We start from the raw sequence: 21715 nt of genomic DNA, 5'->3' as shown, positions 1-21715 counted from the left end.
AATATCAGAAGAGGTGTGAAGAGATGGTTCGGTTGGAAAAAAACCTTGAAGAATCGGAACAAACTAATCTAGTGGATTATGAAAAAATTGTTGCCTCCAAAGAGTTTCAGAATATGCTTTCCGATAAAAGGAAATTCGTCATCCCTTTTACGATTTTCTTTATGGGATATTCCCTGCTTTTGCCCTTCTTAGTTTTTTACACAGATATCCTGGATCACCCTTTCATTGGAGACATAACATGGGCGTGGGTGTACGGTGTCTCCATTACGGTCATGTCTGTATGGGTTTGCAGCATATATGTAAGGAAATCAGAAAGAATCGATGAACAAATAAAAGAAATCATCGAGAAAGAAGGGCTTTGAATCATGAATTGGAAAGTTATTATTCTCTTTGCGCTATTGTCGATAGGTACCCTTTTCATAACGTATTTCGCTTCCAAAAAAACTAAAACGGCAGGCTCTTTTTATACGGCTGGGGGCGGGTTGACCGCTAGGCAAAATGGACTTGCATTGGCCGGGGATTTTATGTCGGCTTCCACGTTCTTAGGGTTGATTGGAGCATTTTCCTTAACGGGGTATGATGGGTTTTTCCTGATGTATGGAGCACTTGTTTCATTTCTTGTCGTGTTATTCCTAGTGGCTGAACCTTTAAGGAACTTAGGGAAATACACATTGGCTGATATGGTGACTACAAGGTTTAAATATAAACAGGTCCGGGGAGTGACCGCTTTTAATACCCTGGTGATATCAGTCATGTACATGCTGGGTCAACTTGTTGCGGCAGGTGCTTTATTTAAATTGCTTTTGGACATCCCGTATAATACCTCTGTCATCATCGTAGGTATTGTAATGTTGGTATTCGTTCTATTTGGGGGGATGACGGCGACGAGCTGGGTGCAGATCATTAAAGCCATCCTGCTGATAGGCGGAGTGTTTATATTATTCATGATCGTCATGTGGAAGTTGAATTTTAGTTTCATCGGAATTTTCACGGATATGAAAACAGCGACACCCATGGGTGCAGATTACCTGAAGGCAGGTATTAAATATGCAAGTGGGTGGGATGCAGCTTCTTTGTCACTGGGCCTAATTCTGGGAACGGCAGGTCTACCTCACATTTTAATACGTTTTTTGACTGTCCCGAATGCACGAGTGGCAAGAAAGTCGGTTGTTTGGGTGATGTGGATTATGGGTGCTTTTCATATCATGGTCATTTTTCTCGGATTCGGTGCTGCGAAGTTGGTTGGAACATCGAATATCATCGCCGCTAATCCAGCGGGTAACATGGCTGCACCTTTATTGGCCCAACTTGTGGGCGGGGACATCTTATTCGCATTCATTGCGGCCGTTTCCTTTGCAACGATACTCGCTGTTGTTGCGGGAATCGTTTTAACAGGTGCTACGGCTTTTTCACATGATTTTTATAATGAAATATTAAAAGATGGAAAAGCGACGGAAAAACAGCAAATGACGATGGCTAGATGTGCTTCCATTGGTGTGACTGCACTTGCGATCGTCTTATCATTAGGGCTGCAGGAATTCAATGTAGCGTTTCTGGCATCGATTGCCTTTACATTGGCCGCTAGTTCAAATTTGCCAGTAATCCTTCTTACGATCTATTGGAAAAAATTCAATAAAACCGGAGCAATAGTCGGTATGATGACAGGTCTTTTTGGTACACTTTTGCTCGTGGCCCTAAGTCCAAATGTCTGGAACCCGACCCCAGGAGCCACCATTATGACAGGTGCCCCGATTTTCCCTTTGAATTCACCAGGAATCGTTTCCATTCCGCTTGGGTTCCTCGCATGCTATTTAGGTTCCCTGTTCGGGAACCGCAGGAAAGGATTGAAAACGGTTACAAAAGACAATTATAATGAAATCCTCGTAAAGTCCAATACCGGTCATGATGTTAAGGGTGTTTTGCGGCATTGAACGGTGAAAAAAGCATGCCTATAAATAAAGCGGAGGTCATCGCACTTGTGAATGGATTTGAAAAAGCAGCCATCTACTGATAGGTTGCTTTTTTCTTTTCATTGGATAAAGAAATTCAAACAAACCACCAAAGATTATCAGAAAGAGGTACAGATGCAATAATATTCAAGGATAACTGGCCATTCATTCAGAAAATGTTTCTAGAAATTTGACGGCGCCTTTGGAAAGATAGCGTTCTTCGAGCCAAATAAGGGCGGCTTCCGATTGTACTTCACAATCTATCAATTCGACTATTTTTATACCCTGGGTTGAAAACGATTTGGAGGTGGTACGTGGCATGATGGTAGCGCCTATTCCTTCCTTCACTAAAGATAATATCATTGCAGCATCAGGACATTCACATACAATCGTAGGTTCAAATCCATGTCTGAAGCATTCATCCACTATAAGTTCATAAGTACCTTGTCCGCTTACCCTATGCAGCAATAAGAGGGGATATTCCTTAATTTGTTTAAATTCGATGGAGTCTGGGATATCCCAATCTTTTGGGGTGACAAGCACAAAATCTTCCGGCGGAAGGTTAATCGATGAGAATTGTTTACCGTTAATAGGAAGCCGTACAATGGCCAACTCGATTTCCCTGTTTATCAAGCCTTCTGTCAAACGGAACGTATCACCTTCCATTAACTTGAAGCGTATGTCAGGGTATTTTACTCTAAAGGTTCTCATCCTTTGCGGAATGTAAGAAAAGCAAGTTTTTACTGACCCTATGGAAAGAGTGCCCTTTACCCCTTTACTGACTTCCTTCACTTCCAGTAGTGATTCTTCAAACTGGTTTAATAGGGCTTCAGCTTTTTTATATAGGACCTTGCCAGTTTCAGTGAGTTCAAGTTTCTTTCCATTCCGATCGAAAAGTTTTTCACCGATTTCCATTTCCATTAATTTAAGTTGCTGGCTAAGAGGCGGTTGAGCCATATGTAATTTTTTTGCGGCTTTGGTTACTTGTTCTTCCTGTACAATCGTCACAAAATATTTTAACTGCCGGATGTCCATTATATACACCTCATACATATGATTTACATATACATATTGAATTTTTTAAGTATTATATATATATCATAACACATGGTATATTTTGTTATAGGAATTAATTCAATATTTGGAATTTATTTAATTGTAAGCGCTTAATTAACATTGATACTAAAGGGGGATGTAAGCATGCCGGCTAAAACAGGTAAAGAATATATCGATAGGGTAGACAAAGCAAAGGCGAATGTATGGATCAATGGAGAGCAAGTAAAAGATAAGATCAGTCAACATCCAGCTTTTAAAGGGGTCATGAAAACACAGGCCGAATTATATGATTTGCAGCATGATTCCGAGAAAAATGACATCATGACTTATATTTCACCAACTTCAAACGAAAGAGTAGGGACCTCATTCATGCAGCCGCGGACTAAGGAAGACCTTGAAAAAAGGAGGAAGATGATTCAAGAATGGGCAAGACATAATAATGGAATGATGGGGCGTTCCCCTGACTATATCAACAGCGGGATGATGGCTTACGGTACTGCAGCTGATATGTTCGGCACTCAAGATTCGGCATTTGCTAAAAATATGAAAGATTATTATGAGCTCTGCCGGGAAAAGGATTTGTCGTTGACACATACCTTGATTCAACCCCAGGTTAATAGGGGAGTTAGTGCCGCAAAGCTTCCGGACCCTTACATTGCTGCACGGATTGCTGGCAAGAATTCAGAAGGGCTTATTATAAAGGGAGCCAGATTATTAGCTACACAAGGAGGAATAACGGATGAAATCATGGTTTTCCCTTCAACATTGCTTAAACAATCAGAAGAAGAAAACCCTTATGCATTCGCATTCTCCATACCAAATAATACACCGGGGTTGAAATTCATCTGTCGTGAATCATTCGACTATGGCAAATCACATTTTGACCATCCACTTGGTTCACGATTTGAGGAAATGGATACGATCATCGTTTTTGATGATGTAGTCGTTCCTTGGAATCGGGTATTTGCATATGGGGATGTCGGCATTTGCAACCAGGCTTATAATGAAAGCAATGCAGTTGTTCATATGACCCATCAGGTGGTATCGAAGAATATCGCCAAAACCGAGTTCATTCTGGGGATTTTGCAACTAATGGTGGAAACCATCAATATCGGGCAATACCAGCATGTTCAGGAGAAAATCTCGGAAGTCATCATAGCGCTTGAAACGGTAAAGGCTTTCATTACAGCTTCGGAGGCAAACGCGAAAGTGGATAAGTGGGGAATGATGACACCAGATTTCACACCGTTAAACATAGCCCGTAATTATTATCCGAAGATTTACCCTAGATTCAGTGAAATTATGCAGCTTCTTGGAGCTAGTGGCTTAATGGCGATACCAAATGAAGCCGATTTCAATTCGGAGCTTCGACCGGATTTGGATAAATATCTCCAAGCCGCGAATGGTGGAGCCTATGACAGGGTTAAATTGTATCGTCTCGCATGGGATGTATGCATGAGTTCATTTGGATCCAGGCAAACGCTGTACGAAAGATTCTTCTTTGGGGATCCGGTCCGTATGGCAAGCGCTTTATATAACGGCTATGATAAACAGGAATATGTGGACCGTGTCAAGGAGTTCTTGAACCGTACTGAAAACCTTGCAGAAATCAACTGAGCACGGTAGCAATGGCAAAACATTTTAATTTAAAGGCCTTCCCGATGATGAGGAAGGCCTTTAAATATGAAATCTTGTTCATTTTTTATATCGATCATGGATATTATTCTTTTTATATGTGCCAAAATCACTGAATTCGGTAAGTTCCATGGAGAGGGCAAGATATCTTTTTGAAAAAAGGGGTGCCAAATGGGATTCCATCGTTTCGAAAAGTTGGTCACATACTTTGGTTTTATCACTGTCCTGGCGACCAGCGCCAATTTTTAGTATGGCATGAACAAAGGCATCATCTTCTGTACCATCGGCAACACGGTAATGCTTCAATTCAATGGCCCGGGATCGAATGCCGCCAATTGGAAAGATGGAAGGATAGGATATAAGTACATCATTCACCTTCCTTAATAAGCCGTCAATCTGGATTTCATCTTTGATATTATCCGTATATTCAATAATAATATGAGGCATGTGATTAGTCCCTTCCGTTAATTATGGATTTTTAGATACGGCCGATCCCCGCCTTCAGTAAATATATCGTCACCGACTATTGTGTTAACGAGTTTCCCGATCCCTTCAATTTCAGTGATGATTTCATCGCCTACAGCAGTATCTGCCAATCCTTCAGGTGTGCCTGTCAATATGATATCGCCTGGACTCAATGTCATGAAGCTGCTAAAATATTCAATTAAATCAGCAATGCCGAAAATCATGTCTTTCGTGTTGCCTTGCTGAGTCAATTTTCCGTTGACGTAAGTTTTGATGGCAAGATTCGAAGGATCAGGAATATCTTCGGCATCGACTAACCAAGGCCCAATGGGGGTGCAGGTATCGCGATTTTTGACCTTTAAGTTTGGTCGGTAGTAATTCTCCAGATAATCCCGTATTGCATAATCATTTGCAATCGTATATCCACATACATACTTAAAGGCTTCTTCCTTTTTTATGTTCTTCGCCTTTTTACCTATGACGACTGCCAATTCACATTCATAATGCATATAAGCTGCATCAGCAGGCCGCCTTGTCTGTCCCCGGTGGCCGATAAAGGTATTGGGACCTTTTAAGAACGCTAGGGGTTCTTCCGGTGCTTTAAAAGCAAGCTCCTTCGCATGGTCTGCATAATTCAGGCCAAGCGCGAAGACCGTTCGTGGTTCCACCGGGGGAAGCCAGACAACATCCTGCTCATTGACAATCCGGCCATCCGCCAATTTGAGCCGGCCACAATATTCACTTGCTGGATGTACGGCACCTGCATAGGCTACACGTGCTCTCTTCATAAAATCCCCTCCAGTGATAGTTTCTCCTCGGAAATGATAGTATTTTCCAAATATCCGATGTCGTCTATTTCTATTCTGACATGATCATTGGCTTTTGCCAGCGGTGCATTCTCTGGAACTCCAGCTAGAAGGACGTCACCCGTACTCAAAGTCATGAAGTCAGTTACATCTTCAATAAGGCGGGATATGGAGCGAATTAGATTTGAAGTTGAATTTTCTTGCCTTAGTTCTCCATTTATATATACACGGATTCCTAAAGAATCGGGGTTGGAGATGGATTCCTTGGATACGACCCATGGACCGATCGGGCAAAATCCATCACGGGCTTTTTGGCGGATAGCAGGACGGAAAACGCTTTCGTGTGGAATGCTAATATCATTGGCAATCGTAAAACCTTCTATATAATCCAATGCATGTTCTTTCTTGACTCTTGTGGCCGTTTTACTGATTACTATGGCAAGTGCGGCCCCGATTTCCAATTCAGGTATGCCGGTTGGAAGGGGAACTGGATTGGAAAAAGAAGAAAACGTGTTTCTAGGTTTAATATAAAGGATCGGCCCTTTAGGAGGTTCATTATAAGGAGGATGGTCGATCTTTCCCTTCAATGCCTCCAATGATCCTTTATAGTTTAATAATGTTCCATATACCGTTCCTGAAATAGGGTTATCCAACTTGACCTGTGATACCTCATACTTATCTCCGTTCATTAAAATATAGCGGTTCGAAAGTATCTCCATTTCTTCTGAATAATCTGACTTTTGGAGTTTCACTCTTGCTTTTGCCATGGACACTCACCCCTTGATTTTATTATTAATCATATATGATATCGTATATGATTTTTTGTTTAAGTTCAACATATTTAGATTATTCAGTATAATTAAACAAAAAATGTCAGAAAAAAGATGAGTTTCAACAGAAAAATGTCTTGAACATTTAGTTAGTATGAAGCTAGGAATTCAAATTGAAAGATTGTGAAATGGGGGATGTTCCGATGATGAATGGCAAAGAGTATTTAGAAAGTTTACGAGACGGAAGAACGGTATTCTTAAACGGCGATAAGGTAGATGATGTGACGACACACCCAGCATATCGCAATTCTGCCAGGTCAATTGCCCAACTATATGATGCTCTCCATGATCCGGTTACTGCACGGATTTTAACGGCTAAGACAGATGAAGGCCATACTACCCATAAGTTCTTCAAGGCCTCAAAGAACGCAACAGAGCTGCTTGAAGCAAGGGATGCCATAGCACAATGGTCAAAATTGAGCTATGGTTTCATGGGTCGTACCCCTGATTACAAAGCTGCTTTTACAGGATCATTGGGACCGTATAGCGATTTTTATAAGGGATTTGAAGATAATGCGAAAAGATGGTATGAAAAAACCACAAGGGACGTTCCATTCTGTAACCATACAATTATAAATCCGGCCATGGACAGGAATAAACCGCTACATGAAAATAAAGAGGTATTTGTACGTACGGTGAAAGAGCGGGATGATGGAATAATCGTAAGCGGAGCCAAAATGGTTGGAACCTCTGCAGCACTTACGAATTATAATTTTGTCGCGAATTATTCTCCCGTCGATCTTGGGGAAGGAGATAGAAGCCATGCATTGATTTTCTTTGTGCCGATGAATGCGCCGGGATTAAAAATGATCAGCAGACAGTCTTTTGAAGAAACGGCTGCCAAGACAGGCACTCCTTTCGATTACCCGCTTTCCAGTCGGTTCGACGAAAATGACGCAGTCATCGTCCTTGATCATGTATTCATCCCATGGGAGAATGTATTCGCCTATAATAATGTGGATATTGCAAATGGATTTAGATCCAAGACTGGGTGGATGAATCGATATACCTTTCATGGCTGCACTCGCTATGCGGTGAAATTGGACTTTATGGCTGGCCTTCTGATGAAGGCTACGGAAATGGCAGGAACGAATCAATTTAGGGGAGTTCAAGCCAATATAGGGGAAGTGCTTGCTTACAGGAATATGTTTTGGGCAATCTCGACAGCGATGGCTACAGATCCGATGGAAGGACCGAATGGCACTGTTCTCCCCAATAGCACATATGCAACTGCATATAGGGTGTTCGCACCTATGGTTTGGCCAAAGGTGAAACAGATATTTGAACAGGTTGTAGCAGGTAATCTCATTCAACTCCCATCAAGCTCCAAGGATTTTTTAAACCCTGAGGTCCGTCCGTATCTCGATAAATATTATAAGGGTTCAGGCGGGGTTTCGGCAGTGGAAAGGGTAAAACTGATGAAACTTATATGGGATTCCATCGGAACGGAATTTGGTGGCAGGAATGAGTTATATGAAATCAATTATGCGGGTAACCATGAAAATATTAGGCTTGAAACCATGAAAATGGCAGATTTAAATGGACAATCGGAAAAATTCAAAGCTTTTGTGGACTTGGCAATGGACGATTATGACCTTCATGGCTGGACAAATGATAAGTGGATAAATGCAGATGAAGGCATTAATGCTGATTTGATCCAGCTCCGAATGAATTAATCTGATTAAAACGTGAAAAAGAATGGTTTGTATCGGACTCCCACCGGTTTTCCACCACTGCATGATATGAATGCGTTTACATTTTTCTTGATAGGTAAGGTATGGAAAAAGTATAATATTATGTAAAAGGAAAGCTGGGGGGAATCATGACGAACCTTTTGAATCTTAAGAATGATGATGGTGAAATTCATTTAAATGATGAGAGGATGATCCTCACTTCCTCTTCAATTTTCGGTACCCTAAGAAAGGACTTGATCGAGAATATTGGATTTGAAAGAATGAAGTCTTTTTTAATACGTTATGGCTGGAATATCGGAGTCAATGATGCTAAAAAGGCACTAAAAGGGAATTTGTCAACAGTTAAGGAGATACTGAGGCAAGGCCCCATTTTACATATGCTGCAAGGTTATACAAAAGTTAATACTACGAAACTGGAATTATCGATGGATAGTCAAGCGGATGTACACTCTGTAAAGGTGGAAGGGGTTTGGGTGAATTCCTATGAGGCAGAGGAACATATCACCCAGACAGGCATCGCGGAAAAGCCAGTCTGTTATACATTGACGGGCTATGCAAGTGGATTTTATTCAACGGTGTGCGGTCATGAAGTGATCTTTAAGGAAAGCGCCTGTAAGGGAGCAGGGCAATCAGAGTGTAGATACGAAGGTAAATCGATACATTTATGGGGCATTGAGATTCAGGATGAGTTGAAATATTATAAAACCAAACCGATTGTTCAAGAGCTTGCCGTAACATATGAAAAGCTGCTGGAGGAACGCAATAGTTTGTCAAAAGTGATGGATATTCATAATTTGCTTACAGAAGAGTTAATTAACGGAAGAAGCCTTCAATCCATAGTGAGGATGGTTTATCAGAAAACAAAAATACCTTTGTTGATGGAGAATTTCAATGGCAATCAGGTTTATCATGCTGGGTTTCATAAAGGGAAGGTAAGCGAAGTCAGGAATCAGCTTAAATTAATGAGGGAAAATGGTACTTTGACTTTGGAGACCGGAAGTATCGTAAAAGATGGGATGGAGCTGCTGTATACTCCCATTACGTTACAAAATAAAACTTACGGCTATTGTACCTTTGCGCAATCTGATCTGGTCGAAGGAAATACGAACCTGGAAATCAATCGAATGATTCTTGAGAGGGTGTCCATGACTGGTTCCCTATTCCTCTTAAATGAGAAAAGCAGTTTTGAAGCCCTTGAAAGGGTAAAAGGTTTATTCCTTGAACAGATATTAAATGGAGAGTTTGCTTCTAGAGAAGAAATAATCAAAAAAAGCATGTATTTAGACGCTTCATTGGATCATCCTTTCACCATTGCGGTGCTGGGCTATCGTTTTTCCTCCGATCGGGGGACAGAGAATGACTATTTCATTCAGCAGAAAATCATCGAAGAGATTTATAGTTTCTTTAAGAAGTGGAATCAAGTCGTCCTATCAGCCTTAAGGGATGGTAATATCGTATTGCTTATACCGCTGAGTCCTGGAAATGAATTTCAATTTCGAACCAAGGAATGCATCAATCATTTATATACTGTTTTCAGCGGATATAACTTTAAAATGGGACTTAGCACAATAAGTGATGAATTGGAACGGGCTCATGATGTTTTTCAAGAAGCTTTAACCGCTTTGAATATGAATGAAGGAACTCGGGATATTATCAAATTTGAAGAAGTCGATCTGCTATCCATTTTAATGCATACTGGGAGTACGCCAGCGGTCCTGCAAAAAGCTGAGAAAATGCTGGGTCCTTTATTGATGAAAGATGATCCAAAAATGAATGAATTATTGAAAACGCTTTATGTATTTCTGCAATGCGGTGGAAATCTTGAATGCAGTATGAAAGAATTGAACATTTCAATGAGTGGTTTACGCTATCGGATCAAAAGACTTGAAGAGCTGCTTTCCTGCCAAATAAGAAATCCTAAAAGTGCTTTTCAATTATATGCATCATTTGAAACCCTGTTAAAGGCGAAAATGATTACCATTGGTTGATTGGATTCAATCCTTTGTTTAAAAATAGAAATGTCGATCGATACATATACCGAGATGATTTTACCGTAATAAGAGTTTGGGCGTTAGTGAAAAGTAATCTACCATTAAATCTGGTGTATACTCTACAAAAACATAATGAGAGTGATATAAAAGGCATGGAACTACCGCTTCAATTGATTTATTTGCTTGTAAGCAGGGCTATGGGTATAATAAGTAGAGTAAATTCCTTAGTAAGTTAAGCTATTTTTGGAGGTAAATTCCGTGAAAATCACAATAAAAGATGCTAGCAAATTCGTCGATCAAGAAGTTACCATTGGAGGCTGGCTTGCCAGCAAACGTTCCAGTGGGAAAATTGCTTTCCTTCAAATCCGTGATGGCTCTGGTTTCATTCAAGGTGTGGTCGTGAAAGCTGAAGTGGGTGAAGAGATTTTCGCTCGTGCGAAATCGGTTTCTCAAGAGTCATCCTTGTATGTAACAGGTGTCATTCAAAAGGATGAACGATCGCCGTTCGGTTTTGAGTTACAGGTGAAAGATATTGAAATCATTCATGAATCATTGGATTATCCCATTACACCTAAAGCGCATGGTCCGGAATTCTTAATGGATAACCGCCATTTGTGGCTGCGTTCAAAACGGCAGCATGCAGTCATGAAAATCCGGAATGAAATAATCCGTGCTACATATGAATTCTTTAATGAAGAAGGTTTCGTTAAAGTGGATCCCCCAATTTTAACTGGAAGCGCACCAGAGGGAACGAGTGAATTGTTCGCCACTAAATACTTTGATGAGGATGCATACCTTTCACAAAGTGGTCAGCTCTATATGGAAGCGGCTGCCATGGCACTTGGGAAGGTATTTTCCTTTGGTCCTACCTTCAGGGCAGAAAAATCCAAAACAAGACGACATTTAATCGAGTTCTGGATGATTGAACCAGAAATGGCATTTATCGAATTTAAAGAAAACCTGGAGGTCCAGGAGCAATTCGTTTCTTCCATCATCCAATCCGTATTGAAAAACTGTCAGCTTGAGTTGAATACACTGGGGCGTGATACAGCGAAGCTTGAACAAATTCAAGCTCCTTTCCCGCGTATTACATATGATGAGGCCATTAAGTTCCTTCATGAACAAGGATTTGATGATATCCAATGGGGGGATGATTTTGGGGCTCCGCATGAAACTGCGATAGCGGAAAGTTATGATAAGCCCGTTTTCATAACTCATTACCCAACCAAAATTAAACCTTTTTATATGCAGCCAGATCCTGACAGGGAAGAAGTCGTTCTTTGTGCCGATTTGATCGCTCCGGAAGGATATGGAGAAATAATTGGCGGTTCAGAGCGGATTCATGATCAGGAATTGCTTGAACAGAGAATCAATGAGCATGGCTTGAGTGAAGATGCTTACAAGTGGTATATGGAATTAAGAAAATATGGCTCTGTACCGCATTCAGGCTTCGGTTTGGGATTAGAACGCACCGTTGCATGGATCAGTGGAGTCGAGCATGTCCGTGAAACCATCCCGTTCCCACGTCTATTAAATCGATTATATCCTTGATTCCGTAATGAAGCGGTTATCTTGCCATATATGGCAGATAACCGTTTTTTGTTAAAATTATAAACTTATTCGGAGAGCCGTATTCATGTTATACTTAACCAGAGGTGTCCAAAAACATGAATAAAGAACATTTATATGCGTGGTTTAAGGAAGGAACGATAACGATTCCATCCTTTTTGTTGACTAACTATAGTACAATGGGACTAAATGAACAAGAAATGGTCCTATTATTACAATTGCAAAGCTTCATCGATAAAGGTAACCATTTCCCTGCACCATCCCAACTTTCTGACCGAATGACATTGCAGGAAACGGAATGTCTATTCTTGATCCAGCGTCTGGTTCAAAGGGGATTTGTTGAAATGGTGGTTGAGGGGAGCCAAGAAATCGGGCAGGAAAAATATTCGTTGTCGCCACTTTATGAAAAAATGATGGACTGTTTCTTGAAAACTTTGAAACAGTCAGAGTCTGCTGAAATCCAAAAAGCGGGGGAGAGCCTTTATACGATTTTTGAACAGGAGTTCGGCCGCCCTTTATCTCCATTTGAATGTGAGACCTTGGCAATGTGGATGGAGGACGACCATCAACCTGAAATCATTAAGTCAGCTCTGAGGGAGTCTGTCATTTCCGGAAAATTGAATTTCCGATACATTGATCGAATTTTATTCGAGTGGAAAAAGAATGGAATTAAAACCTTGGAACAGGCTAGGGAGCAAGGACAAAAATTTAGAGTTCACCAAAAGAGGGACCGAAAGACGGAAACTGCACAACCATTGAAAGATGTGCCTTTCTATAACTGGCTCGAGCAGTAATGTAAAGTGAAGGAGAACCAATATGTTGAATAAAGCTCAAATTCGATATTGTCTGGATACGATGGGTGAAATGTTTCCAGATGCCCATTGTGAGCTGAATCACTCCAATCCATTTGAATTGGTGGTTGCTGTTGCCCTGTCAGCTCAGTGTACGGATGTATTAGTCAATAAAGTCACGAAGGATTTATTTCAGAAATATAAAACGCCTGAGGATTACATAAGCGTTCCGATAGAAGAGCTGGAAAATGACATTCGCTCAATCGGTTTGTTTCGTAACAAGGCTAAGAACATACAAAAGTTGTCGCGCATGCTGATCGAAGAATACGGTAAGGAAGTTCCCAAAGATCGTGATGAGCTTGTTAAATTGCCTGGCGTTGGCAGAAAGACGGCGAATGTAGTCGTTTCCGTTGCTTTTGATGTGCCGGCGATTGCTGTGGATACCCATGTAGAGCGTGTTTCCAAGCGCCTGGGATTATGCCGTTGGAAGGATAGTGTCCTCGATGTTGAGAGAACGTTGATGGCTAAGATACCAAAGGATGAATGGTCCGTTACGCATCACCGCCTGATATTCTTTGGACGCTATCATTGCAAAGCGCAGTCACCAAGATGTGAAACCTGCCCGCTTCTCGAATTATGCCGCGAAGGAAAAAAAAGAATGAAAAGGAAAGAAGCCAATTGACGCAGTCCAGATCAATAAAAGTCCCTGAAGAATTGGACCATCCTTTGTTTTTTCCTGAAAAGGAAACCACCTTGGAAAAAGAGCGATATGCAGGTTGGAGTGAAACGTTCCCATTCGAAGGTTTCCCATATGAGTTACTTTATTATAACAATGTAGAGGCGTATGCTCCTTGGACTAAGGGGGCAATGCATGTAAAGGAACTGCTGGAAATATGGAAGGGAATTGATTCAGAATGCAGTTTGCTATTTTCTGAGCGAAAAGTGGGACAGACTTTGGGACTCATGAAGCAGGGGGTCGGTTTATTTTTAACCGCAGTCTTCTGGATGCATGGGAAGCCAGTGGCATTGAAAGATTTCCGGGTCCAAATAGAATCCTTTAACAATATTCCGGTAAACATGGATGAAAGGCTTTCTTTCATCATTGCTAGACCCGCTTTTTTTCATTCTTATAGACAGCTTAGTGAGTTGTTCCGAGAATTTGAAAAACAATATGTGAAGTTCATGATCAAAAATAAGAAGAGCCAAAAAAACGTCTAAGCTTTTAGCTTAGACGTTTTTTTAGTCAAACTTTATATATATTTATTCCGTATCTTTGTCTGGATCTGGATCTGGGTCCGGGTTAGGGTCCGGGTCCGGGTCCGGGGTCTCGACTGGTTTTTCCTCTTCTACCGTTCCAGGGTCAGTGACATCATCCCCGCTTTCGACGTCCTCATCACCCTTATTTCCATTTCCGTCATCAGTGTTGTTGCCATTGCCATTATTATCATTGTTGCCATTACCATTACCACCATTATCATTGTTGCCGTTATTGCCGTTTTCGCCATTGTTATTTTTGTCTTCGTCTTGTTTATCTTCTTCGCCTTCAGCAGGAGTTTCTTGTTCCGTATCCTCACCTTCGGCCGGATCTTCAATCTCCTCGTCTTCAGTATCCTCAGGGACTTCCGCTTCAGCAGGTATATTGACAGATGTACTCGCAGGATCACTTTGTTGGTTATCCACTAGAGCTACCACTGAGAAAGTATATTTACTTCCAGGGGTTGGATTAGGGATCGTTAAACTAGTATCCTTCGATTTTTTTAATACGCTCTGTGCTCCGCCGTCAACGGACATCTTAACCTCGAATTGGGTATTCCCATTACCTTTAGGGTGTGACCATGATAGATTGATTTCATTGCTTTCCTGGTTGTAAGAAGCGTTAATGCCAGGTGAGTCGATTTTTTCATATTCTGTCGTCACTTGTGTTGGCTCGTGACCTTTAACATAATATTCATAAGTGATTTTACTGCTTGGTGTATATTCATTGGCTTTAACAGCTGGATTTGAACCTTTGATGACTCCAACCTTCACAACACTGTCAGGTTGATCAAAGTCCTTCGTTTCTTTTGATTGAGCCATATGTTCCATTAAATTCTTGAAGATGGATTTAGGGATCCTTTGAGATGATTCACCCAGATATTCCATTTGCTCACCAGATGCATTATCATAACCAGCCCAAACCGCGACTGTATAATTGGTTGTATAACCTGCCATCCAGCTATCTTTTACACCGGAAGATGGGATGTTGTTCTTGGCACGCTGTTCAGGCGTGAAATTAGTTGACCCCGTTTTACCGGCTACCGGGAGATTAGGTATATTGGCTAATCTTCCTGTTCCATAAGGTTCTTTCATGACGCTTTTCAACATGTCCGTCACGATGAAAGCTGTGGAATCTTTCATGACCGGTTTTGATTCCGTCTTGTTTTTGATGGTTGTTTTATCACGTAAAACAATCTTTTTCACACTATGCGGTTCATTATAAATACCTTTGTTTCCGAATGAACTGTATGCACCGGCAAGTTCAAGTGTAGAAACATCCTTACCGCCGCCCAATGCTGCCGATTCGGTAATTTCCTTGTCAAAAGGAATGCCAAGGTCAGTGGCAAAATCACGTGCCCGGTCCAAGCCTACTGCTTGAAGCGTTTTTAAAGCAGGAATATTTAATGAACGTGCCAGTGCTTCGCGAGTCGTTACAGTACCATAATGTCGTCCGGAAGCATTTTTAAGCGGTGTTCCATCAGTGTAACTATATTCCTCATCCTTGATTTGATGGTAGGTGGACCAATTTAAATATTCTACGGCAGGACCATAATCCAGAATCGGCTTAATGGTCGAACCAGGTGATCGCTTGGCATCCGTTGCATAATTCCAGCCGCGTTTAACCGTGGTGTTCCTGCCTCCGCCCACTGCTTTAATTTCACCAGTTTCTGTATCGAGTAATGTGACCCCGGCTTGGAGATCTTTACTTGGATAATTGATGATTTCATCACTGTTCAACATGTTATATACATATTCTTGGGCATCTTTATCAATGGTCGTTTGGATTTCCAAACCATCGGTAAAGACGTTATAGTCACCCATATCTCCGACTTCCTCAATTACCAAATCGATGAATGCATCGTATGCGGTCGTATCGATTTGGCTCTTATCGATTTCTTGAAGTCCTTGTGTTATATCGATGCTTTGTGCATTTTTCATTTCCGTTTCAGTAATATATCCATGTTTATTCATTAAGTGCAGAACAATATCACGGCGTTCTTTTGCACGTTCAGGGTATATATACGGGTTATACCTGCTTGGGCTTTGCGGTAATCCTACAAGCATGGCCGCTTCGTTCAATTTCAATTCGCTAAGATCTTTTCCATAATAAGTTTGCGATGCAGTTAAGATTCCGTTGGCACGGTTTGCAAAGAAAATCTTATTCACATACATTTCGAAAATTTCTTCTTTAGTATATTTTCTTTCAAGCTGTATGGATAGCCACATTTCCTGGACTTTCCTTTTAATGGTCTTATCAGGTGTTAAATAAGAACGCTTGATAACCTGTTGGGTCAATGTACTTGCACCCTCTGAGCCGAACCCATTTTTGACGTTTGCTATGACGGCACTGCCAAGGCGTAAGAAATCGACCCCGTGGTGTTCATAAAAGCGTGAATCTTCCGTAGCCAGGAAAGCTTCTTCGACAAGATCGGGTATGTCTTCATAATTTACATAATCCCGGTTTTCCTTACCGATTTCAGCTAGCAATTTACCATTTTCATCGAGAATCTTGGATGTGACCGGATCTTTCAAAAGCTTTTCGTCAAGTTTTGGAGCGTCGCTTATAAAGTAAGCCATTGCAGCTCCTCCGGCAACCAGGCCTATTATTCCGATTGTAACAAGTATAAGGAAAATTCGCTTAAGCATATTGGTTGGCTTTTCAGGACCTTTGTTCTGTCCCTTTTTTTGAGTCTGCCCCTGCTTTCGGCGTTCTTCTCTAGTATTATATTTTTCAGCCATTACAGCTAACCTGCCTTTCTAAAAAAACTAAAAATTTTCTGCGATGAGCGAATCTACTACTTTAATATAGTCAATTCTCGGTTGAAAGCCAAGAGTAATCTTTCGTGAACTGCTTTCAACCTCTTGAAGAGTTATAGATTTGCGTCCGCCTTCTTTCATTCTCTTCCAATAAAAACTCAGTTGTTCAGAACTCATTAGATATATATCATCCATTGCGGAAAACCGGATGATGACAAACGCAATTCCGTCATGCTGAACGATATGTTTCATATGTTCAATTTGATGGTCATGAAAATTCTTCAGAGGGAACGAACTGCTGTTTTTCGTTTCCTTTGCCTCAAAATCAATGTACTTTCCTTTATAAACACCATTGTAATCGGTGGTCGATGCTTGTTTGAAATAAGCTTCTTTAATGACTGCAGCACTTCTTTTCGGATAGTGGACATCGACAATTTGAATGGGTGTCGGTTTTTTATGGATGACGGCAATGCCGTGTGCTAAATAATACTGATTGGTTTCGTTCAAATCGTCTTCCAATGTTTTTCCCCGGTTGCTGAAACTGATTTTTTTTAGTGGGCTTTTCTTTTCTTCCATAGCCTGCGGTACAAATCTTCGTCCGTTGGGATAATGAAATGCCACTTTTACCCCTCCTTTTTTTCACTTATCTATATTAGCAAAAAAAGAATCCAATATGTGAATAAAAAGAATTGTTTCTTAGAACGATAGGATTTATGTACAACTATATGTCACAATTCATCGCTATAGAAAGGCTGGACACATAGATGCGAATGTTAAAGACGGAGAAGCAATTGCTCCATTCCATAAAAGCCCAAACCGCTAAAGGGAATAGGGATAATATATCAAGAACAAAAGCATATGAACAATTTTTCAGACTGCATCCAGAAATACAATGGTCTTTTTTAGCTGGGATGGTTTCTAGGAATGCAGGCTGGAATATGTGTGATCTTGAAGGAATTTGGTTTTCCCATTTGCTTGGCGTTAAATACAGGCATCACTTATTCCTAACGTATGAAGAAGCCAACTGGAGAATATTCCAAGATGCGTATCCCCAATTACTTCTCTATCATTATTCGACGAAGTATGGACGTCCTTTGTTTCACTTATGTCATTATTTTTTTATTACCAAATTCATGAAGAACGAATGGTATTCCTTTTGGAAACATGGAAATCGTGAAAAATTAGTCACTGCGCTTATCATAAATGAACAAAACATCATTGAAGAACCGGTTATTAAAAAGCAATCTTTCGTTTTTCATTCATTATTATTTTTCCTGCAGGACTGGATGCATTTTAGCACCGTTTTATTTCCTACTTGCAATGGAGAACTGTATGGCTCGTCCGTTTCGCATTTCAGAAATATCGATAAAAGGATTGAATTGGGGAAAAGGTTGGCTGGCCTTTTATTTTCTGAAGATTTGTTTCCGCTATTTTATGAATTTTCCTGCAGGACTGAACCAACGGGTGCCAGATATGATTATGAACAATATCGAAAAAAGCCTAGGTACCATGAAACCCCGATGCTGAGGGGAGTATATCCGTTGATTCATCATCGAGCAGGGGAGACAGAGCAATGGGATATGAAAAAAAAGGTTAAAAAAAAATGGTTCATTGAACCCAAATGGGAAGAAGACCCGCATTTGACCGATTGGTATGACCATAAACAAAAGCAGCTGCACACGGCAGCAATGATCAAAAATTGGATTTTATAATAGGAAACAGGGAAGGCGTCGATTAAGCCTTCCCTGTTTATCGGTCAATATTTATGTCTTACGTAGAGGGGCGGTTTTCTCCACTAAGTTTCGGGTTTCCCGTTCCTGCCTTTTTAGTGGGCGGCTTTTGTCGTTTTTCGTTTTTTTGCTGTCTGCTTTCATTCGACTGCATAAAATCACCTCCTGTCTGTATTCTTGTTTAAAACTTCATTCTTCATTCTGTCATTGTTGTCGAAGGGCATAATAAATTAAGTGAATTGCACTTTCTTTGCCGATTCCCTTCTAGTTTTGTCAGTCATGAAGGGCTTTCAGATAAAAAAAAGAATAGTACAGGTAAAGAATGGGAGGGATCAGCATGGTCAATAAAAGCGTCGCAACAGAAGAGATATTAAGGATGATAGCTGAGATCAGTACCAGCCTGGATCGTTTGGAGAATTCATATGGGGAAACTGTAAATACAGTGCGGTGCAAACTATGGGCGGAGCAATATACATTAGTTAATGAAGCCCAGGAAGCCATTGAGAAAGCCGAGGATTATTGGGTAAATGCTGAAGGTTTGAACCATTCCTTTTCCATTGTCCCGGAAAAAACAATAATAAAACACAAAGTTTTCACTGAATTGCACGTATAAGCCGGAGGAATATCATTTTATAAAGAACTGGATTATACTTAGGGAAACAAATGTACGGAGGAATATATTGTGCAAAAAGAAAAACTGCAGCTATTAACAGAACAATTAATAAAATATACGGATCAAGCGGATGATATTTATGAGTGTGTACGCAAGGAAGGAAAGGAAAAGGATTTCTTTTCGGAGGTAAAACCGTTTGCAGATCAAGTCAGGACCGTATGCATCGAATGGGAAACCGGAATGAAGGAGTGGATGAAAGAAACTGAATTTAGGCATCTTTTCCCCGAGCAAATCGAACAAACCGCCCATAACCTTTCTGATGTGGCCGTCCAGGCATTTTTTCCTAAAACTAGTTATAAGCGATTTAAGAGCCATGTCCAATCGGTCGAATTCATCCTTAATAATGTAAAAACGGAAATCGATCGGATTTTATCATAAAAAACACCTACACTTTATTACCACTTTTTTCATATATTATCAGAACCATGTAATGAAAAAAGAGGAGGGCTCATTGACATGATGAGATCCGGTTATAACCAAATCTCCCCAAATCAAGGACAGTTTCCTCAATCAATGCCGGAAAATTGGGGAGGATACCAACAGCCAATGCCGTATCCTCCGCCAAATAATCATAATCTTGAACAACCATTTATGTATCCATATCATCTCCAGGATACAGGGGGCTATATGACGCCGCCATATCATGATCCTTATCAGCAGGCGGCCTATCACCCATTCCAACCAGTCCAACAGCAGGCGATGCCTGTGGGAGCTTATCCGGGCAGCAGTGTAATGCAGCCAATGGCACAAATGCAGCCAATCCAGTCCAATTATCAGCCGCAAGCTTTTAGTCCGTTCGCCAATCCGTTGCAGCCAGCTAAAAGACCTCCGCAAAGTCAGCATCAGGCTCATAATCCATATCCTAAGCAGCAGTTCATGCAAAAACCCCAGCCATCGGGTTTCAAATCGGTCATGAATCAATTCAAAACACAAGATGGATCCATGGATATAACGAAGATGATGAATACAGCTGGACAAATGATGAATACAGTTTCTCAAGTATCTTCCATGGTCAAAGGAGTAGGTGGCTTCTTCAAAGCTTAGATGGTGAATAAAGGAAAAGCAGACTTACAAGTGACCAGCCACTTTTTTAAGTCTGCTTTTATTCATGCCTAATCGATTTCAATCCGATTCCCTTTGATTTTGGGCAGGTGAAGCGTGAGGATGCCATCGCGATGTCGAGCGGTCACTTTTGCTTCATCAATCGGTTTTGGAAAGGAAATGGTTCTTGAAAAAGTACCGGCTGAAACTTCCTTTTGGAACACTTTTTGATTTTTATGCTTTCTATCTACATGCTTTGCAGATATGGTTACGGCATGGGACAGTACATCAATTGATATTTGGCTGCGTGCAATTCCGGGCAAGGTGGCAGTAAGGGTATATTCTGAATGCGTTTCGTCAACATCAACCGGAAAGCTGCGTTCTTTCGCCGAACCGAAGAAATCGTCAAGAGATTGCAGCATGCCTTTAGGTGGCCTTTCGGAAAACAGCCGATCCATTTTGTTAATGAAATGGGTAAAGGGTTCTATTCGATTCCGATTATTATTTTTTTCAGAAGAGGTCATCACGGTGCTCCTTTCTAAAAAATTCCTTTGCCTATAGGCTATGTGAGGAATGAAGAAATGTGAATGCACTATTGGGTTTCAGATACAGGTCTATAGGGAATAACGGTACTGAGTGATTAGTAAAGGAAATGAGGGATTAATATGACAGGTAGCAAGCTTTCCTACATAGATACCGGGAAAGGAAATAAAACATTGTTGTTTATCCATGGATTTTGCGGAAGCCATGAATATTGGAGTGACATCATTGCTGAAGTAAAGGATGAATACCGGGTTATTGCCGTTGATTTACGGGGGCATGGTGCAAGTGAAGAAATAGGGGAATCTTTCTCGATTGAAGATATGGCTGCTGATATTGCGACATTTTTGGAAGAAATGGAAATCGGACAGGTATATATGTTTGGTCATTCGCTTGGGGGGTATATCACCTTGGCATTCGCAGAAAGGTTTCCTGGGAAATTGTCCGGTTTTTCTTTAGTACATTCTACCGCTTTCCCGGACGATGAGACTGGAAAGGCGGGGCGCTTAAAATCTGTCGAGAAAATCGAAAGTGAGGGAATCCCTGCTTTCATTGACGGACTTATACCGAAGCTTTTCGCTAATTCCGATGATCCCAATATTGACCATACAAAGGAAATCGGATATAAAACAAGTGAAATTGGTGCGATAGGGTCTTTACATGCCATGAGGAACAGAATAGACAGAAATCATGTACTCAAAGATACGAAGTTGCCTGTCCTATTGGTTGCAGGTGAACAGGATAAGGTGATTCCCGTTGAAAAAACCTTTTCTGTAAAAGGGAGCCATATCAATGAAGTTATACTTAAGGGCAGCGGCCATATGGGAATGTTGGAAGCTCCAAGCAGACTAATCGAAGAAATCACTCGCTTTGTCGAGAAGAATTAAATGAAAAAAGACCGAGCTGGAAACGAGATGTTGACGTTTCCAGT

The 21715-nt window shown here is 40.9% G+C and carries 21 protein-coding genes; 14 read left to right on the top strand and 7 right to left on the bottom strand.

Annotated elements, in window-relative coordinates; all coding sequences use genetic code 11:
- The first annotated feature begins 23 nt into the window (after nucleotides 1-23).
- Both Q8G36_RS06950 and Q8G36_RS06945 read left to right on the top strand, forming a co-directional pair.
- Nucleotides 24-362, top strand: a complete 339-nt coding sequence (locus Q8G36_RS06950; RefSeq protein WP_305160067.1) for a DUF485 domain-containing protein — start codon at nucleotides 24-26, stop codon at nucleotides 360-362.
- Between the two features lie 3 nt (nucleotides 363-365).
- A complete protein-coding gene (locus Q8G36_RS06945) occupies nucleotides 366-1931 on the top strand; it encodes a solute symporter family protein (RefSeq protein WP_305160066.1) in 1566 nt (521 codons plus the stop codon).
- Between the two features lie 183 nt (nucleotides 1932-2114).
- Here the strand turns inward: Q8G36_RS06945 and Q8G36_RS06940 are convergent, their stop codons facing one another.
- A complete protein-coding gene (locus Q8G36_RS06940; protein WP_305160065.1) occupies nucleotides 2115-2984 on the bottom strand; it encodes a LysR family transcriptional regulator in 870 nt (289 codons plus the stop codon).
- A 165-nt stretch (nucleotides 2985-3149) separates the two neighbouring features.
- On the opposite strand from Q8G36_RS06940, the gene hpaB reads away from it, so the two are divergent.
- Nucleotides 3150-4622 carry a 4-hydroxyphenylacetate 3-monooxygenase, oxygenase component gene (hpaB, locus tag Q8G36_RS06935; protein WP_305160064.1) on the top strand — a complete coding sequence of 491 codons (1473 nt, stop codon included), beginning with the start codon at nucleotides 3150-3152 and terminating at the stop codon, nucleotides 4620-4622.
- Nucleotides 4623-4700: 78 nt separating this feature from the next.
- Here the strand turns inward: hpaB and Q8G36_RS06930 are convergent, their stop codons facing one another.
- Genes Q8G36_RS06930 through Q8G36_RS06920 form a run of 3 tightly spaced genes read right to left on the bottom strand, consistent with a single transcriptional unit; the run spans nucleotide 4701 to nucleotide 6678 of the window.
- On the bottom strand, nucleotides 4701-5087 hold the full coding sequence (locus Q8G36_RS06930; protein WP_305160063.1) for a 5-carboxymethyl-2-hydroxymuconate Delta-isomerase: 387 nt from the start codon (nucleotides 5085-5087) through the stop codon (nucleotides 4701-4703).
- Nucleotides 5088-5104: 17 nt separating this feature from the next.
- Nucleotides 5105-5893, bottom strand: coding sequence for a fumarylacetoacetate hydrolase family protein (locus tag Q8G36_RS06925; RefSeq protein WP_305160062.1), 789 nt, complete (start codon nucleotides 5891-5893; stop codon nucleotides 5105-5107).
- Nucleotides 5890-6678: a fumarylacetoacetate hydrolase family protein gene (locus Q8G36_RS06920; protein WP_305160061.1), complete on the bottom strand. Its 789-nt coding sequence runs from the start codon at nucleotides 6676-6678 to the stop codon at nucleotides 5890-5892. The genes Q8G36_RS06925 and Q8G36_RS06920 overlap by 4 nt, the downstream gene beginning before the upstream one ends.
- Nucleotides 6679-6884: 206 nt before the next feature.
- On the opposite strand from Q8G36_RS06920, the gene Q8G36_RS06915 reads away from it, so the two are divergent.
- The 6 genes from Q8G36_RS06915 (at nucleotide 6885) to Q8G36_RS06890 (ending at nucleotide 14004) form a co-directional block, all read left to right on the top strand.
- The gene (locus Q8G36_RS06915; protein WP_305160060.1) at nucleotides 6885-8417 is read left to right on the top strand and encodes a 4-hydroxyphenylacetate 3-hydroxylase family protein; all 1533 of its coding nucleotides are present in this window, start codon (nucleotides 6885-6887) and stop codon (nucleotides 8415-8417) included.
- Nucleotides 8418-8563: 146 nt separating this feature from the next.
- Nucleotides 8564-10423 carry a XylR N-terminal domain-containing protein gene (locus Q8G36_RS06910; RefSeq protein WP_305160059.1) on the top strand — a complete coding sequence of 620 codons (1860 nt, stop codon included), beginning with the start codon at nucleotides 8564-8566 and terminating at the stop codon, nucleotides 10421-10423.
- Between the two features lie 261 nt (nucleotides 10424-10684).
- Nucleotides 10685-11977: an asparagine--tRNA ligase gene (gene asnS / locus Q8G36_RS06905; protein ID WP_305160058.1), complete on the top strand. Its 1293-nt coding sequence runs from the start codon at nucleotides 10685-10687 to the stop codon at nucleotides 11975-11977.
- A gap of 116 nt (nucleotides 11978-12093) precedes the next feature.
- Nucleotides 12094-12789: a DnaD domain-containing protein gene (locus Q8G36_RS06900; protein ID WP_305160057.1), complete on the top strand. Its 696-nt coding sequence runs from the start codon at nucleotides 12094-12096 to the stop codon at nucleotides 12787-12789.
- Nucleotides 12790-12811: 22 nt separating this feature from the next.
- Complete coding sequence (gene nth, locus Q8G36_RS06895) at nucleotides 12812-13468, top strand: endonuclease III (protein WP_305160056.1); 657 nt, start codon at nucleotides 12812-12814, stop codon at nucleotides 13466-13468.
- On the top strand, nucleotides 13465-14004 hold the full coding sequence (locus tag Q8G36_RS06890; protein ID WP_305160055.1) for a YpoC family protein: 540 nt from the start codon (nucleotides 13465-13467) through the stop codon (nucleotides 14002-14004). The genes nth and Q8G36_RS06890 overlap by 4 nt, the downstream gene beginning before the upstream one ends.
- Nucleotides 14005-14046: 42 nt before the next feature.
- On the opposite strand, the gene Q8G36_RS06885 is transcribed toward Q8G36_RS06890, so the two are convergent.
- Entirely contained in the window at nucleotides 14047-16782 is a 2736-nt protein-coding gene (locus Q8G36_RS06885) for a PBP1A family penicillin-binding protein (RefSeq protein ID WP_305160054.1), read from the bottom strand.
- Between the two features lie 27 nt (nucleotides 16783-16809).
- The gene (gene recU / locus Q8G36_RS06880; RefSeq protein WP_305160053.1) at nucleotides 16810-17421 is read right to left on the bottom strand and encodes a Holliday junction resolvase RecU; all 612 of its coding nucleotides are present in this window, start codon (nucleotides 17419-17421) and stop codon (nucleotides 16810-16812) included.
- 143 nt (nucleotides 17422-17564) lie between these two features.
- On the opposite strand from recU, the gene Q8G36_RS06875 reads away from it, so the two are divergent.
- The 4 genes from Q8G36_RS06875 (at nucleotide 17565) to Q8G36_RS06860 (ending at nucleotide 20247) form a co-directional block, all read left to right on the top strand.
- Nucleotides 17565-18512, top strand: coding sequence for a DUF2515 family protein (locus tag Q8G36_RS06875; protein ID WP_305160052.1), 948 nt, complete (start codon nucleotides 17565-17567; stop codon nucleotides 18510-18512).
- Nucleotides 18513-18867: 355 nt separating this feature from the next.
- Entirely contained in the window at nucleotides 18868-19143 is a 276-nt protein-coding gene (locus tag Q8G36_RS06870) for a hypothetical protein (protein WP_305160051.1), read from the top strand.
- A 69-nt stretch (nucleotides 19144-19212) separates the two neighbouring features.
- The gene (locus Q8G36_RS06865) at nucleotides 19213-19581 is read left to right on the top strand and encodes a YppE family protein (protein WP_305160050.1); all 369 of its coding nucleotides are present in this window, start codon (nucleotides 19213-19215) and stop codon (nucleotides 19579-19581) included.
- Nucleotides 19582-19659: 78 nt separating this feature from the next.
- Nucleotides 19660-20247, top strand: a complete 588-nt coding sequence (locus tag Q8G36_RS06860) for a YppG family protein (protein WP_305160049.1) — start codon at nucleotides 19660-19662, stop codon at nucleotides 20245-20247.
- Nucleotides 20248-20315: 68 nt separating this feature from the next.
- Here the strand turns inward: Q8G36_RS06860 and Q8G36_RS06855 are convergent, their stop codons facing one another.
- Nucleotides 20316-20768: an Hsp20/alpha crystallin family protein gene (locus tag Q8G36_RS06855; RefSeq protein WP_305160048.1), complete on the bottom strand. Its 453-nt coding sequence runs from the start codon at nucleotides 20766-20768 to the stop codon at nucleotides 20316-20318.
- Nucleotides 20769-20909: 141 nt separating this feature from the next.
- On the opposite strand from Q8G36_RS06855, the gene Q8G36_RS06850 reads away from it, so the two are divergent.
- On the top strand, nucleotides 20910-21671 hold the full coding sequence (locus Q8G36_RS06850) for an alpha/beta fold hydrolase (protein ID WP_305160047.1): 762 nt from the start codon (nucleotides 20910-20912) through the stop codon (nucleotides 21669-21671).
- Nucleotides 21672-21715 lie beyond the last annotated feature (44 nt).

It is taken from the genome of Peribacillus frigoritolerans (assembly GCF_030676415.1).
Lineage (GTDB): Bacteria > Bacillota > Bacilli > Bacillales > DSM-1321 > Peribacillus > Peribacillus frigoritolerans_A.
Note: the sequence above shows the minus strand (reverse complement) of the source record. Positions and strands in the feature narration are given on the sequence as shown.